Genomic DNA, 14,107 nt, shown 5'->3' with positions numbered 1-14,107 from the left:
GCCTTTCAGGGATGCGTCAGGGCATGGCTGGGCCAGACCAGCAGAAGTTCAGGTCCGCGGCTCCGCGATGTCCATGCCCGATTCCAGGTGGTAGATCCACGCCAGCAGTTCGGCCACCGCTACATACAGCTGCGGCGGAATCTGGCTGTCCAGGTCCACCTGCATCAGCAGGTTGACCAGCGTGGGCGAGTCGTGGATATAGACACCCGCTTCTTTGGCGCGGGCGATGATGGCCTCGGCCACCACGCCATAGCCCTTGGCAACCACGCGTGGTGCCTGGTTGTTGTGCTGGTAGCTGAGCGCGATGGCCGCGCCGCGGTCTGCTGCGCCTTCGCTCATGACGTGGCTCCTGCGGCGAGGTCGTCCTGGGTCTGGATATTGAGCCGCTGCAGCGGGATGCCCTGGGCTTCCAGACGGTTGCGCAGCAGCGGCCGCGCGGCGATCAGGCGCGCGGCGATATCGGTCTCGCCGGTGGCGACACGCGCCTCCAGTCCGGACGGGCCCAGCGTCAGCAGGACTTCCACAGTGCCAAGGCTGGGCAACTGCAGCCGGATCCGGCTCGACCACGGCCTGCTCGCGTCGTCGGGGCCCTGGCCATTCGCCTCGGGATCCGTACGCCGGATGTCCCACTCCATGGCTGCGCCAGGCCATGCTTCGCCGGCAAAGCGGAACTGCTGCGTCGCGAGCAGTTCGAGCTGCTGGCGAACCACGCCCTCGGTCGCGGGATGAATCGCCGGTCCGGCGGGTGCTGCTTGCCGGGAGGCTTCGCTGGCGATGCTGTCGGTATTGCCGGTGCGCGCTGCATGGGCTGCCATCGGCTCGGCTGCCGCCGGACGCGCGGCGTCCGCGGTGGCCTGGTAGGCCTGCGTCGCCAGCATGCCGGTGGATGGCCGTGGCGGTGGCGTGTCGGCATCGCGGCTATACACGGCTGCGGAGCCGGTGCCCTGGCGCACACCCTGCTCGGACGGCGCGTGGCTGTGCGCCACGCGCGGATTGCGCGGCGAGGCCAGCGCTTCGGCCAGCACCTGCGAGGCCGGCAGCAGCGGCGGTGTGCTAATGCGAGGCACGTCACCGCTGGCCGGTCCGGCATAGGTCAACATGGCCGAGGTGGAAGCCTGCGGCTGCGTGGCGGATGGTTGGCCGGGTGCCGCCTGTGGTGACGTGCGTGGTACACCTGCCTGCGGCTCCTGCAGGATGGTCGACAAAGGGCGCGCACCGCCGACCCACTGCGCCAGGTGCGACTCATAGAACAGCCCGCTTTGTCCCACGGCATTCGCCAGCGCCGCTGCGGCAGCCTGCATCAAACCGGCTGCCGGCGGGGCGGGCAACAACGGCATGCCGGCCTTGACCGGCTGCGGCCCGGCGCCCTCCATCACCGCCAGGATCGCGCGCGCGGCACTGCTCAGCGATTCGCGCGTGGACGTGCCCGGCAGCAGCGCGGCCTGCGCCGGCATGCCATTGGGACCTGCTGCCTGCTGGCTGTGGCGGATTGCCTGGCCGGTGGAATTCTGGACGCTTGATTCCGTGGTCTCGGGCACGGGCTGCAGCGCGGCCAGCCTGTCGATCGCCAGCGCGGGGCGCAGCGATTGCGGGTCCGGGGCCTGACCGGGAGCCAGGCCTGGTGGCAGGTGGATGCCGGTCATTTTTCAGGAATCAGTGGAAAAGGCGGCGCGGCGCACGGACGTGCGTGTGTGTGTTCAGGCGAGTGGGCGCGCCGCTGGCGGCGCGCGGTATCTGTCTGGCTGCCGCTCAGGCCATGGCGCCGTACGTCGACGCAAGCTCCACCTGCCGGCGCGAACTGGTCAGCATGTCGCCGAGCTTCGTGAGCCGCGGCATGGCCAGGTCGCGGATGCTGGCATCGTATGTGAGGATGCGGTCCAGCAACTGGTAGCGGCGCATGCGCTCGGCATCGGAGAAGGGGGTTTCGTGGTCGAGCTGGCGCAGGTGCTCGACCTGTTCCAGGTAAGTGCGCTGCAGCTCGGTGACGGTGTCCCAGTCGCCGGCCTGGGCGGCGTCATGCATGCGAGACGACAGGGCCAGGATGGCTTCGTAGCAGGTGACGATGGGGGAGAAGGGTGCCATGTCAGTTGTCCTGTAAGGCAGGTTGCGGCTCGCCGATCTGCGCCCAGGCCGAAGCCAGGCTTTCCAGTAGGGTATCGACCTCGGCCAGCAGGGCCGCGTCGCTACGCAGGTTGGCCAGCATCAGCCGGCGCACCATGTATTCGTACAGGGACTCGAGGTTGGCGGAGATTTCGCCGCCCGCGTTGTGGTCCAGCACGGCGCGCAGGCCGTTGTCGATGATGTCGATGGCTTTGGAGATGGCGTTGCCGCGTTCGGCAATGTTGCCGCCTTCCAGGTGGAACTTTGCCCGCGCGATGGCGGCGCGGGCGCCGTCATACAGCATCGTGATGAGTTTGTGCGGGCTGGCGCTCATCGCGCCGGTGTGAACACCGACCTGGGCGTAGGCGTTAGCGGCTTGGCGGGCGAACATGTGCGTTATCCCCGTACGTTACTTGGAGCTGCTGTTGGTGAGCGCGTTGAACTGCTGCGTCAGGTAGCTGCTGGTGCGGTTCATCTGCGCGACGACCAGGTCCAGTTGCGTGAACTGGGCCTTGTAGCGGTCGATGGTAGCGTTGACCCGCTCTTCGACGCGGTCATAGTCGTCTTCCAGGTCCTTCAGCGTCTTGGTGATGCCATCCTGGGCCGATTTGAGTGCGCCATCGGTCTTGGTCAGGCCGTCGACGTAGTCGGTGACCTGCTTGCCGATGCCGCCGCTGCCGCTGGTGCTGGAAAACATTGCCGTGACACCGGCAAGGTCATTGTTCAGAGCCTTGGTCAGCTTGGTGTCGTCGAGCGCCATCGTGCCGTCCTTGTTGAACGAGATGCCGACGTCGATCAACGTCATCGTGCCACCATTGCCGTTGTCCAACGCGCCGCCGAGCATGCCGCGCAGGCGCGACTGGATAGAACGCAGCGTGGTGTCGCCGGTCAGCGCCGCCGAAGTGCCGGCGTCGGTGTCGAAGGCCGTCAGGGACTTCGCCGCGCTCTGGATATTGTTATACGCGGTGACGAAGGCCTGGACCGACGACTTGATCGAATCGTTGTCGCGCGTCACCACCAGCGAGGTGGTGCCGGTCTTGCTCAGGTTCATGGTCACGCCCTGCGCCGCGTCCACCACTGAGTTGCTCTGGCTGACCACGTCGATGCCGTTGATCTTCAGCGTGGCATTGGCCGGCGGGACCTTCTGCTCCATCTTGTTCGCGGCGGGCGCGGCGGCAGGGTCAAAGGCAACGAGGTTGTTCAATGCGGCATCGCCCGACGACACGCGCATCGTGGCTTGCGTGCCGGTCTTGTCGGAAGTCAGCACCAGGCGGTAAGGCGTGGCGCTGCCATCGTTGACGATGCTCGCGGTCACGCCGACGCCAGCCTTGTTGATGGCGTCGCGCACGCCTTCCAGCGATGCGTTGGCCGGGATCGTGACCTTCTTGGTGCTGGTGGCGGCGCCACCGGTGGCCAGCGCTTCGCCAAAGTCAAAGGTGATCTCGCCCCCGCCGATCGCCGCCTTCTGGTCGGCGACGTTGCCGCTCACGAGCGACTGGGCGGTGGCCAGCGTGTTGACGGTGATGCTGTAGTTGCCCGGTACGGCATTGGCTGCGGTGGTCACCGACATCACGTCGGTGGAGCCGACGGTGGCCTTGACCGCGCCGAATGTATCGGCGTTGGACAGCTTCTTGGCCGCGGCCTGGTATGCCGACAGCACGCTTTGCAGCTGGCTGAAGGCTGACAGCTTGGTCTGGTAACTCCTGGCCTGGTTGTTGATGGCGGTGAGCGGCGCTTGCTCAGCCGTCTTGAGCTGGTCCAGCAGGGAACTCAGGTCCAGGTTGGAGCCGATGCCGATGGAGGAGATCGTTGCCATGCGTGTCGTGCCTTTCTTCAACTTTGTTCGTTTCCGCGGCGATGGTGGGGTATTCCGTGCCTCAGGCCTTCTGGGTGACGAGCAACCCCTGCAACTTGTTCATGGCCCGGGCGATGCGCAGCACCTCTTCGGTGGGCATCTGGCGGATCAGGTCACCTGTTTCCTTGTCGATCACCTTGGTGATGATGCGGTTCGTGTCTTCATCGATCTCGAAACGCAGGCCGATCGAGGTGGTCTCCAACACGTCGGCAAGTTCGCCGAGCGCTGCCAGTGCTTCCGCGGAGTCGGCGCTATCGTTGCTCATCCTTGCCGCCTCGCTTAGCGCTTGGGGTGCTACGGTTGGTTTCGGGGTGCGCTGCGCCGCGGTGTCATTGGTGGAGAGCATTTCGGGCGGCAGGCCGACTTTGCCAGGGTTCAAGATCAAGAATGGCGGCATGATCTGTTCCTTACACGGCGGGAGAATTCGGGGTTAGGTTGAAACGCTTGGCTCGCAGCGGTCTGCCAGCGAAGCGCTCCAGCTGATCGGGAAAAAAGGCTGGGCCTCGCGGCCCAGCCTTTGATGCCTTGCGCGGATGCGATCAACGCAGCAGCGAGAGCACGCCTTGCGTGGTCTGGTTGGCTTGCGCCAGCACAGAGGTACCTGCTTGCTGCAGAATCTGCGCACGGGTCATGTTGGACACTTCCGTGGCGTAGTCAGCGTCTTGAATACGCGAGCGCGAGGCCGACAGGTTGGTTACTGCAGTGCCCAGATTGGCGATCACCGAGTCAAAGCGGTTTTGCACGGCACCAAGGGAACTGCGCAGATCGTCGACCTTCTTCAGCGCCGCGTCGATCGCCTCCAGCGGGCTCGCGGTCGTACCGGTCTGCAGGCTAGCAACTGAAACTTTCGACGTGTCAACGGTGAAGGCGGCCGTGCCTGCAGTCGTCGTGGTATCGGCCGATTGCGGATCCAAGGCGATATAGCGGTACATTGCAGTGCCGTCGACTGCGCCGGTGAAGCCTTGGTTGATCAGCGAGGTGGTTTCGCCGGCGCCGTTAGGAGTGATCGCAACCTCGGCATACAGATTACCGTTCTTATCCGCCACGGCGTTGCCGGTGAAGACTGCGCCGCCAGCTGCCAAGCCGAGCTTGGACGACAAGTCGTCCGTGTTCGCTTCTGCGACAGTAGTGGTCGTAACGGCAGTAGTCGAGCCGTAGAGGGCTTGCAGCTGAGCGGCCGTGGGAGCATCGCCAGCTGCCGAGCCAGTTGCGCCATCGAAGGCGAAAGTAGCGGTGGCGGCCGGACCGGCTACGTTGAAGCCTTGCATCCCCAGAGTTTTCGAACTGATTTCGGCCAAATCGATGGTGATCGTCTCGCCGTCGTTAGCGCCAACTTGGATGGTAAGGGGCTTGGCGCTGGAGGACAGCACCTTCACGCCGTTGAAGTCGGTCTGTTGCGAAGTCCGGTCGATTTCCGACAGGCGCTGCGAGATTTCGTCCTGGATCGACTTCAGGTCCGAAGCCGAGTTCGAGCCGTTGGCGGCCTGCACGCTCAGTTCGCGGATACGCTGCAGGTTGTTGTTGACTTCGGTCAGCGCGCCTTCGGTCGTTTGCGCCAGCGAGATGCCGTCGTTGGCGTTGCGCTGTGCCTGGGTCAGGCCCTTGATGTTCGCAGTGAACCGGTTCGCAATCGCCTGACCAGCTGCATCGTCCTTGGCGCTGTTGATGCGCAGGCCCGACGACAGGCGCTGGATCGCCGTGTTCAGCGACGATTGCGAAGCGTTCATGTTGTTCTGAGTCATCAGAGACAACGAATTGGTGTTAATGACTTGCGCCATTTACGACTCCTATTTGCAAAGTTTTTTGGCATTCCGGCTGCTAGCCGTAACGTTGGCTGCCTGCTTTGCAGGGCGTAGAGTGCCTCCGTTGCAAGGGTTATCGACCGCCCCCGGCAAAGGTTTAGAGTGATCTCTGCAAGAGTTTCAGGGGGTATCGCCGGGGGCGCCCGGGCGTGCGTCGGCCTGCCAACAGGCCGCAGGAGTGTGGTGTTGCGATGGCTGCTTCAGCGCCCCTTGCGCGTCCGCGGTATATAGATAGGCACGAATTCCGCCGCAATCGCCGGATCGATACCGACCACCGGCGTGTCCAGCGGTGTCACCAAACAAATCGCCTGCTTGTAGACAATGGTGGGCTGCGGATCGTCCAGCCGCCGGCCGAGCAGCACCATATAGTTGTCCGTCGCCAGCACGATCCCCTGCAGGCGCGTGCCGTTGGACAAATAGACGACCACCGGCGCGCGGTTGGCCGACTGGGCGGCGAGGTGCTGGTACTGCAGGTCCTTTCGGGTGGAGCGCTTGGGCCGGATTTCCTTCTTCTTCACAACGACTCCGGAAGAGCCCGCAAGGGTTCTGGCGGCTGATGACGGTCCGTTGGCCGGCGACCGGGTGGGCGGCGCGGCCAGGGCGGCAGGGGAAAGGTCCGCTCTCGGAACCGGCCTCGGGTCGGGACGTCGGCGCCGCGACGCCTGCGGGCCTCTTGTGTGGGCCGCGGGAGTGTCGGGCACATGCCGGCGAGGGGCGCTGCCAGAAGAGAAGGGGAGTACTTCAGCGCCGAGAGTAACAAAGTTTTACAAGGGTCGACGGGCAGAGTGCTTCGCCAGGCCTAGAGCGTTAGCTCTACAAAATTTGTTGCGCTCGGAGTCGTGATATTGTACCGGTTTTGTGCGACTGCACAATGATCTTCGCCTGCCGTGTCCACCAGCCCTGACGCGGTCGGGGCACGCAGTGAAAAACTGAAGGAAAGTCAAAATTCGTCCTGAAGTAATCTCAGGACCAAAATCACTAAAAGTGCGCGAATTGCCGCATGACAGGGATTCCCCTGATAGAAGCGGGATTTACACCTCATGTAAGCGCGTTTATATTCTTGGCAAGAGCTTGGTTTCAAGCTCTTGCAGTCCTGGAAAGCCTACGAGCACCCCGCGCGTGGGCTTCTTTTTTTGGTGCCTACGTCGTTTGAGTCGCGCTCTGTGGCGCTGTGGCCGGGAATAAACCGACCGTTCGGGATGTCCAGCGTGATTAAAAGCCACCTTCCGGACAGGCAATTCACCGAACTGCGGGTGTTTTTGCCTCTAATTCTCATTTCCCTTCAAGAATTGTGCGCTGACCGCCGATAGCGCGCCACCGCTGCCATATGCCCTAGCGCGCCGGGGCACGGCAAGCACCGGCGGCGGGAAGCGCCTACCATAGCCGCTCTCCTTGACTCCGCAACAAGAGCAGGACCGGTCACCGCGCCGCCTCGATGCGCGGCTTTCCGCGATCCTGCCGTCCGCAGGTGCACATGACCGCCTCCTCCCCGCCGCCCTTGCAAGCGGCCGCCCGTTGGGTTCCGCTTCCTCGGGCGGCACTGCTTCCAAGTCCGCCAGCCAGCGCAACACCGGCGCTCCCGTGCCGCCGGTGCCGGTCATGCAGGTGATCTTCGGGCTGATGCTGGCGATCCCGTTCGGCGCGTTTGCGGCGGACCGGCTGATGTCGTGGAGCGGGCGCGACAAGCCGCTGCGGATGGCCGGCGCGCTGGTGGCGCCGCTGCTGGTGGCGCGGCTGCCGGAGACAGTGCTGCGCGGCAGCGTCGGCAGCGCGGCAGCGGCTGCGGAGTGAATATTCCGAAGGCCGCGCCGGGATGTCCTAGCCCGCGGCCCCGCCCACATTGCCGCCGCGCGCCACGCGCCGCCGTGCCCGTGCGGCCAGCCCCGCGCCCAGTGCCCAGCGCAGCGCCGGCGCAAGCACGCGCATGCCGGCCCGCGTGGCCGAGCGCCGCAGCGACGGTCCGTCGAGGTCGAGCTGCTGCCGCGCCCACGGCGGCAGCAAGGCAATGCCGGCATCGGCCATGATCCGCACCGCCGGTTGCAGCAGCGGGTTGGCCACCGGCATCCTGCGCACCAGCCGCACCACTTCACGGGTGCGCTCGCTGGCCTGCAGCTGGGGCCGCATCGCTTCCAGGTAGGCCGCCACCGCCGCGCGCGAGCGCGGCACGTCGGCTGCGCCGAGCAGCAGCGCAACGCGCGCGACCTCGTCGTAATAGCGGTCCTGCTCGGCCTCGCCCAGCGGCCCGACATAGCGCAGGTAGCCCGCCATGAAGCTCGACACCTCGGCCACATGCACCCATGTCAGCAGCGCCGGATCGGTCGCCGCATAAGGCCGTCCGTCCGGCGCCACGCCGGTGACGCCGGCATGGATGCGCCGTACGCGCCCGATCAGCGCCATGGCATCGTCGCGGCTGCCGTAAGTGGTGCCGGCAATAAACTGGGCGGTGCGGCCGAGCCGGCCCTGCATGTCGGTGCGAAAGCTGGAGTGGTCCCACACGCCGGCCAGCGCCAGCGGATGCAGCGTCTGCAGCAGCAGCGCGCTGACGCCGCCGGCCAGCATTGCCGGGAAGTCTGCGTGCACGCGCCAGCAGACCGCGTCGGGGCCGAACAGCCCGGGGTCGCCGGGCGGGTTGTCATAGTCGAGCGTGAGGCCGGAATTGCTGCGCGTCAGCGCGCGTACCTGCGCGCCGGCGTGCGCACGCACCCTGGCCACCGGTCCAGGCGCGCTGCGTTCGCGCCGGGCGTCGCGGGAGACCGCGGAATCAGCGGAATGGGCGGGATCGGTGTGGCTGGACAAGACCGTGTGGCAAGCAAGAAGACGTCACGGCCAGCATACACGGTAAGCCGCGGACGCGCGCGACGGGGTGCCGCGGCAATTTGGAAAGGAGAGCGGCAACCTCAGCAAAAAGGGCCGGATCTCCCGTTCGGGAGACCCGGCCGATCAAGTTCCGGCGTATGCCCCTGCGGCCGCACCGCATGTTGCTGCCGCACATACCCGGATAGCTGCCTCTATGTCAGCGGCAAGCCTGACTGCTGAGGTTACTGTTGGCGTTGTCCGCCCTGGCCGCCCTGGCCGCCTTGACCGCCCTGTTGGCCGCCCTGACCGCCTTGCTGACCACTGCGTTGACCGCTCTGCTGGCCCGGTTGCGAGCTGCCGCGATCCTGCTGTTGCTGTTGGCCTTGGCCACGATCTTGATTACCCATTTGACCGCCGCCCTGTTGTTGTCCCATGCCGCCTGATTGCTGGCTGCCGCGTTGGCCAGATTGCTGTTCTTGTTGCTTTTGATCTTGCTTTTGGCCCGACTGCGATTGACCCGGCTGTTGCTGCTGTCCCATTGCTAGTCTCCTTGACGCGGCGGACTGCCGCATTCCCGGTTTTGCAATCGCCATGCCAAGCGGAAGCATGCCGGCAGCGGGCTTGCCGTGGCGGGCGGCGCCGCATGCTGCACCCGGCGCGGCTGCCCGCTTTTACAACAGGTGGACCGATTTACACACCCCTGTCGCCGCGGCTCCCGCGTGGCGTTGGGAGAACACTTGGTATGGACTTTGCGGACTGACAACGTGCCAGCAGTCCCGCGTGCCAGGCAGCGAACGCGGCGGAGGCGCTGGGAACCTGTACAGGAGACACAGCCATGCGAATTACCCGATTTTCCGCGCGCGGCATCAGGCTGGCTTGCGTGGCCGCAGCGTTGGCGGCGGCTGCCGGCGCCGCGCAGGCGCTGGACAAAAGTGGCCTGATATTCATCGCGGCCGACAACGCGCCGGCGGCACCGGTCAACTCCGCGCCAGGCATGCCGGGCCGGGCCGACCCGGATCGTGGCGCGAGCGCCGACATGAGCGCCGACAAGGCCAAGCAGGCGGTCGAGGATGGCGCCATCACCACCAAGATCAAGACCAAGCTGCTGACCGCCAAGGATCTCAAGTCGACCGGCATCCACGTGAAGACGAAGAATGGCACGGTTGAAGTGGGCGGCACAGTGCCAAGCCAGCAACAGCATAACCTGGCACTGGACACGATCCGCAGTGTCGAAGGCGTGACGTCGGTGAACGATAACCTCAAGGTCACTTCGCGCTGACCGCTGAAGCGCAATGCCGGGCACGCCAGTGCCCGCCGTCCGCCGATGTGCGAAACACAACGCACCATCTCCGGTTTTCCGGATTCCAGCTAGGCGGCTTTGCGGCGTGTCGTGCCCGTGCTCTTGCGAGCCGCGGCATGAGACTTGGCATGCGACTTGGCGTGCGACTGGGCCGGCGCATGCTTGGCCGCGGTCGTGCGCTTGGCCGTCGTCCGCTTTGCGGGTGATTTCGTCGCCGCTGCATGGCGCGCGGGCGTCTTGCGGCGGCTGCGGCTTGCGCGGGCGCGGTCGTCATCGGCTTCGGCTTCCTTCGCCGCTTGCGATTCCTCCGCCGGCTTCGCGCGGCGCCGGCCCTTGCCGTCGTCGCCCTTGCCGCGCTCGCCCAGGCTCTTGCGCAGCAGCGCCACCATGTCGATGACCTTGGCGCTGCGCCGCGGCGCTTCTTCGTCCTCGGTGGGCTGGGTCAGCTGGTGCGTCTTGCCGGATTCGATCTTGGCGTCGATGCGCGCCATCATGTCGTCGCGATAGGTGTCGCGATACTGTTCTGGCTTCCAGTCTTCGGTCATGTCCTCGACCAGCTTGGTTGCCATCTCGATCTCGCGCGCATGGGCGCCGCTGCCCTTGGTGCTCGACGCCTTCGGCAGGCGCAGCTCCGAGATCGGCAGCACTTCGTCGGCGAAGCGCATGGTGTTGAGTACCAGCGCGTTGTCGTGGACCAGCACTGCCGCCAGGTGCTGGCGATTGCGCAGCACCACAAGCGCCAGCGCGGCGCGGCCGGTGCGCCGCATCGTCGCATGCAGCAGCGCGTAGCCGCGGTCGCCGCGCTTGTCCGGCTCGAGGTAGTAGGGGGTGTCGAAGAAATAGGGCGGAATGCTCTGCGCCTCGACAAAGCTGACGATGTCGACCGTCTGCGTGGCTTCGACATTGGCCTGGCGGAAATCCTCGTCGTTCAGCAGCACGTACTCGTCCTTGGCGTACTGGTAGCCCTTGACGATGTGCTCCTTGTCGACCGGCTTGCCGGTGCTCTTGTTGATGCGCTGGTAGCCCACCGGGGCCATGTCGCGCACGTCTAGCAGGTCGAGGTCGAGTGTCTGGCTGCGCGACGCTGGCCGCAGGACGACCGGGATATTGACGAGGCCAAAGGTAATGGCGCCTTTCCAGATGATGCGGGACACTTGACGGCTCCTTTATCGCATTGATCGCGCGCGCGTTGCGGCGGCGGTGGCGGCTGGTCGCCCGGTGGCGGGTCGGAGACGGGTTCGGGAGGCCCCGGCGGCGGCTCGGGCGGCGGGACTTCCGGCTCTCGCGGGGGAATGTCGGGGTCGGGCGTGGTATGCACGTAGGCTCCTTGTCAGGGTTGATGGCGGACCGGCATGGCCGTTGGCTAAACGCGGTCCTTGAGCGTATCGAGCAGGTGCGTCAGCGCGTCCAGGTCGGCCGGCTTTACCAGGTGCTGGTCGAAGCCCGCTTCCATCGCGCGGCGGCGGTCCTCGGGCTGGCCGAAGCCGGTCAATGCGACCAGCGTGGCGCCGCGCATCTCGGGCAGCGCGCGCAGCCGGCGCGCAGTCTCGAAGCCGTCCATGGCCGGCATGCCGAGATCCAGCAGCACCACTTCCGGGCGCGCGGCGGTGGCGAGCGCGACAGCCGTGGGCCCGTCCGGCGCCGTCACCACGGTGTGGCCCATGGTCTGGAGCGTCATGGTCATGGCTTCGAGGGCGTCGGCGTTGTCGTCCACCACCATGATCCGCCGCGACACGCCACTGTGCGCCGCGGACTTGCCGGTGCCGGGGTGCCACTTGTGCCACGGCTCGACCGGCAGCGTGACGCTGAAGGTGCTGCCCTGGCCAGGGCCGGGGCTGTCGGCGCGGATCGTGCCGCCATGCAGCAAGACCAGCTTCTGCACCAGCGTCAGGCCGATGCCGGGCCCGTCGTGCGGGAAGGCGTTGGCCGGCGCCGTGCCGTCGTTGATGTTGCGGTTGCCGACGCTGCTGTCGATGCTGCTGCCTTTGCCGGCGTTGCCATCGGCGGGATCGTGCGGGGCCAGCGGGTCGAACAACAGCCGCTGCAGCGCCTCGGATAGTCCGGTGCCGTTGTCGCGCACGCGCACCGTGACATGGCCGCCGGCGGAACCGCTGGCCGCATTCTCGTCGAGCGTGGCGTCGACCGTGATCTGGCCGCCCGCGGGCGTGTAGGCGGCGGCATTGTGCAGCAGGTTGCTGAAGATCTGCGTCAGCCGCACCAGGTCGCCCCGCACCGGCAGCGGCTGCTCGGGCAGCGACAGGCGCAGCGTGTGGCCGTAGACGTCGATCTCCGGCCGCACCGCTTCGACCGCGGTACTGAGCGCGGCGCGCAGCTCTACCAGGTCCTGGCGCAGTGTGATGCGGCCCTGGTTGAAGCGCGAGATATCGAGCAGCTCGTCGACCAGCCGGGTCAGGTGGTGCAGCTGGCGGCCGATGATGTCGCGCGCGCGGAACATGTCCTCGCGCGAAGGCGACAGCTGCTGCAGCATGTCGGCGGCGCTGCGCAGCGGTGCGAGCGGGTTGCGCAACTCGTGGGCGAGCATGGCCAGGAACTGGTCCTTGCGCCGCTCCTCGTCACGCAGCGTGCGTCCGGCGCGGTTCTGCAGCGTCACGTCCTGGCAGATGCCGGCAATGCGCAGCGGCCGGGCATGGCCGGTATCGCAGGCATCGCCGCCATCGCCGGCATGGCCGGCATCGGCGCGCGCGGCCGCCTGACCGGCGCCGTGCACGGGGAAGGCGCGCGCGCGGATCTCGCGCAGCTGGCCGTCGGGCCGCGTCATCTGGAATTCGATATCCATGCGGCCGTCGGACAGCATGCTGGCGAGAGCGGCCTCGACGCGTGGTCGGTCGGCCGGGACCAGGCGGTCCAGGCAGCGGCGCGGGTTCTCCATCACCTCTGCGGCCGAATGGCCCCACAGCGCCTCGAACGAAGGGCTGACGAACAGCAGGCGCCGGGCGGCGGGATCAAGGATCCAGACCACGTCGGCCAGCGACTCCGCCAGCTGGCGGAACAGGTCCTCGTTGTCGTGCAGGGCCTGCGTGGTGCGGTGGTAGGCATCTTCCGCCCCGCGCAGCCGCAGCAGCGCCTGGATGCTCGACAGGACTTCCTCGGGCTCGGCAGGCTCGACCAGGTAGCCGTCGGCGCCGCAGTTCAGCGCCTCGACCCGCTGGCGCGCCTGGGCCACGCCGGGCGAGGTCAGCAGCACCAGGGTGCGGGCGATCTCCGGGTCGTCCTTGATCAGCCGGCACACCTCCAGCCCACTGATATCGGGCAGGCGCGACGACAGCAGCACCAGCGCCGGCGCATGCTGGCGCACCAGCGCCAGCGCCGACTGGCCGGTGGCCGCCTCGATCACGGAAAACTCGCCGCGATGCAGGATGCGGCTCTTGACGTAGCGCGGTCCCTCGCGGTCCTCGACGTTGAGGATCAACGGAGCGCGGTTGGCTTGCGGGCGCATGGCGTCACGCTGACGCGCGCTTTCGCGCGCGTCCGCAGGCGACCACCGGCGCGCAGGCGCGCGGCCGGTGCGGCCGGTTTCGGAGCAGGTAAAAGCGTGCCGGCTCCGTGTCCTCGTGTGCAAATCCTGCAAGGCTGGGCGGCATGCCGGTTGTAATAACTACATGCGTGCAGAAGTGATCCATTGCGTTCCCCCTTTGTGGCGGCTTATCCACGGGCCCTCGACGAGGCCGTTCCGCTTCGCAGTGGCAAGAGGCATGCCGGGGCCATGCGCCGGCGGCAGGACGCGACGTGCCTTTAGCGGCGCGCGGCCTCGCCGCTATGCGCTTCGGCACTTGGCGAGGTGCCGCCGTGCGGGCCGGTCGAGCCAGGGGCTTCGGCCGCCTTTTGCGGGATCTTGCCGGGCTCGGTGGCGCCCCCTGCGGCAGCGCCCTTGCCAAAACGCGCTGCCAGCTTGTCCTGCACGCGAGTCAGGGCTTCGGCCTGCTGCTTGGCCGTTTCCGCTTCCTTGGCCTTCTTGGCTTCGGCCGCCTGCTGCTGCTCGGGCGTGGGTGCCGGCAAGCGCGCCTGCACCGGCGCGGCGGCGAACGACAGCATCGCGCATGAAATCAGCAGACGGCGCAGCGCGCGCCGGTTGTGCGGCGCGCGGGTGCCGGAGCCAGCGCTGCCGCCGCCGACGGCGCGGATCGTACCGGGAATGCTGAGGTGGGTCATTGCGCTCTCTCCGTAGGTTGCGGCCTGGGCTCACGCCGGGTGTCCCGCCGTTTGTCCCGCCGTTTGTCCTTATGGAAAGCGGGG

At 66.8% G+C, this 14,107-nt stretch carries 15 protein-coding genes; 3 read left to right on the top strand and 12 right to left on the bottom strand.

The annotated features are described in order from the left end of the window. Positions 1 to 48 precede the first annotated feature (48 nt). The 8 genes from E0W60_RS05410 to E0W60_RS05375 form a co-directional block, all read right to left on the bottom strand. Positions 49 to 339: an EscU/YscU/HrcU family type III secretion system export apparatus switch protein gene (locus E0W60_RS05410; protein WP_135703269.1), complete on the bottom strand. Its 291-nt coding sequence runs from the start codon at positions 337 to 339 to the stop codon at positions 49 to 51. After that, a complete protein-coding gene (locus E0W60_RS05405) occupies positions 336 to 1,643 on the bottom strand; it encodes a flagellar hook-length control protein FliK (protein ID WP_135703268.1) in 1,308 nt (435 codons plus the stop codon). Before E0W60_RS05405 ends, E0W60_RS05410 begins: the two co-directional genes overlap by 4 nt. 106 nt (positions 1,644 to 1,749) lie before the next feature. Beyond that, positions 1,750 to 2,082: a flagellar protein FliT gene (locus E0W60_RS05400; protein ID WP_135703267.1), complete on the bottom strand. Its 333-nt coding sequence runs from the start codon at positions 2,080 to 2,082 to the stop codon at positions 1,750 to 1,752. 1 nt (position 2,083) lies between these two features. After that, positions 2,084 to 2,491 (bottom strand): flagellar export chaperone FliS, encoded by a 408-nt coding sequence (gene fliS / locus E0W60_RS05395; RefSeq protein ID WP_135703266.1) that lies wholly within the window; start codon positions 2,489 to 2,491, stop codon positions 2,084 to 2,086. Positions 2,492 to 2,509: 18 nt separating this feature from the next. Then, entirely contained in the window at positions 2,510 to 3,916 is a 1,407-nt protein-coding gene (gene fliD, locus E0W60_RS05390; RefSeq protein WP_135703265.1) for a flagellar filament capping protein FliD, read from the bottom strand. Between the two features lie 61 nt (positions 3,917 to 3,977). Further along, positions 3,978 to 4,352, bottom strand: a complete 375-nt coding sequence (locus E0W60_RS05385; protein ID WP_135703264.1) for a flagellar protein FlaG — start codon at positions 4,350 to 4,352, stop codon at positions 3,978 to 3,980. Between the two features lie 142 nt (positions 4,353 to 4,494). Further along, the gene (locus tag E0W60_RS05380) at positions 4,495 to 5,733 is read right to left on the bottom strand and encodes a FliC/FljB family flagellin (protein WP_135703263.1); all 1,239 of its coding nucleotides are present in this window, start codon (positions 5,731 to 5,733) and stop codon (positions 4,495 to 4,497) included. Positions 5,734 to 5,957: 224 nt separating this feature from the next. Further along, positions 5,958 to 6,275 carry an RNA chaperone Hfq gene (locus tag E0W60_RS05375; RefSeq protein WP_135703262.1) on the bottom strand — a complete coding sequence of 106 codons (318 nt, stop codon included), beginning with the start codon at positions 6,273 to 6,275 and terminating at the stop codon, positions 5,958 to 5,960. Between the two features lie 997 nt (positions 6,276 to 7,272). On the opposite strand from E0W60_RS05375, the gene E0W60_RS05370 reads away from it, so the two are divergent. Then, on the top strand, positions 7,273 to 7,548 hold the full coding sequence (locus tag E0W60_RS05370; protein WP_135703261.1) for a hypothetical protein: 276 nt from the start codon (positions 7,273 to 7,275) through the stop codon (positions 7,546 to 7,548). Between the two features lie 27 nt (positions 7,549 to 7,575). Here the strand turns inward: E0W60_RS05370 and E0W60_RS05365 are convergent, their stop codons facing one another. Further along, positions 7,576 to 8,553, bottom strand: coding sequence for an oxygenase MpaB family protein (locus E0W60_RS05365; RefSeq protein WP_431189849.1), 978 nt, complete (start codon positions 8,551 to 8,553; stop codon positions 7,576 to 7,578). A gap of 248 nt (positions 8,554 to 8,801) precedes the next feature. Here E0W60_RS05365 and E0W60_RS05360 point away from each other — a divergent pair, with 248 nt between their 5' ends. Together E0W60_RS05360 and E0W60_RS05355 are read left to right on the top strand one after the other, a co-directional pair. Continuing rightward, positions 8,802 to 8,996, top strand: a complete 195-nt coding sequence (locus E0W60_RS05360) for a hypothetical protein (RefSeq protein WP_205751603.1) — start codon at positions 8,802 to 8,804, stop codon at positions 8,994 to 8,996. 392 nt (positions 8,997 to 9,388) lie between these two features. Beyond that, positions 9,389 to 9,832: a BON domain-containing protein gene (locus E0W60_RS05355; RefSeq protein ID WP_133096007.1), complete on the top strand. Its 444-nt coding sequence runs from the start codon at positions 9,389 to 9,391 to the stop codon at positions 9,830 to 9,832. 89 nt (positions 9,833 to 9,921) lie between these two features. Here the strand turns inward: E0W60_RS05355 and E0W60_RS05350 are convergent, their stop codons facing one another. The 3 genes from E0W60_RS05350 to E0W60_RS05335 all read right to left on the bottom strand — a co-directional run bounded on the left by E0W60_RS05350 (position 9,922) and on the right by E0W60_RS05335 (position 14,023). Then, a complete protein-coding gene (locus tag E0W60_RS05350; RefSeq protein WP_135703260.1) occupies positions 9,922 to 11,007 on the bottom strand; it encodes a Ku protein in 1,086 nt (361 codons plus the stop codon). Between the two features lie 209 nt (positions 11,008 to 11,216). Continuing rightward, positions 11,217 to 13,310: a hybrid sensor histidine kinase/response regulator gene (locus tag E0W60_RS05340; protein ID WP_135703259.1), complete on the bottom strand. Its 2,094-nt coding sequence runs from the start codon at positions 13,308 to 13,310 to the stop codon at positions 11,217 to 11,219. A 296-nt stretch (positions 13,311 to 13,606) separates the two neighbouring features. Continuing rightward, positions 13,607 to 14,023 (bottom strand): hypothetical protein, encoded by a 417-nt coding sequence (locus tag E0W60_RS05335; protein WP_240745745.1) that lies wholly within the window; start codon positions 14,021 to 14,023, stop codon positions 13,607 to 13,609. Positions 14,024 to 14,107 lie beyond the last annotated feature (84 nt).

Source organism: Cupriavidus oxalaticus (assembly GCF_004768545.1).
Taxonomy (GTDB): Bacteria; Pseudomonadota; Gammaproteobacteria; order Burkholderiales; family Burkholderiaceae; genus Cupriavidus; species Cupriavidus oxalaticus_A.
This window is presented reverse-complemented; position numbering and strand designations above follow the sequence as displayed.

Coding starts and splice junctions, on each gene's coding strand:
- E0W60_RS05410 (WP_135703269.1), bottom strand. CDS start 339: ATGAGCGAAGGCGCAGCAGACCGCGGCGCGGCCATCGCGCTCAGCTAC.
- E0W60_RS05405 (WP_135703268.1), bottom strand. CDS start 1,643: ATGACCGGCATCCACCTGCCACCAGGCCTGGCTCCCGGTCAGGCCCCG.
- E0W60_RS05400 (WP_135703267.1), bottom strand. CDS start 2,082: ATGGCACCCTTCTCCCCCATCGTCACCTGCTACGAAGCCATCCTGGCC.
- fliS (WP_135703266.1), bottom strand. CDS start 2,491: ATGTTCGCCCGCCAAGCCGCTAACGCCTACGCCCAGGTCGGTGTTCAC.
- fliD (WP_135703265.1), bottom strand. CDS start 3,916: ATGGCAACGATCTCCTCCATCGGCATCGGCTCCAACCTGGACCTGAGT.
- E0W60_RS05385 (WP_135703264.1), bottom strand. CDS start 4,352: ATGCCGCCATTCTTGATCTTGAACCCTGGCAAAGTCGGCCTGCCGCCC.
- E0W60_RS05380 (WP_135703263.1), bottom strand. CDS start 5,733: ATGGCGCAAGTCATTAACACCAATTCGTTGTCTCTGATGACTCAGAAC.
- E0W60_RS05355 (WP_133096007.1), top strand. CDS start 9,389: ATGCGAATTACCCGATTTTCCGCGCGCGGCATCAGGCTGGCTTGCGTG.
- E0W60_RS05340 (WP_135703259.1), bottom strand. CDS start 13,310: ATGCGCCCGCAAGCCAACCGCGCTCCGTTGATCCTCAACGTCGAGGAC.
- E0W60_RS05335 (WP_240745745.1), bottom strand. CDS start 14,023: ATGACCCACCTCAGCATTCCCGGTACGATCCGCGCCGTCGGCGGCGGC.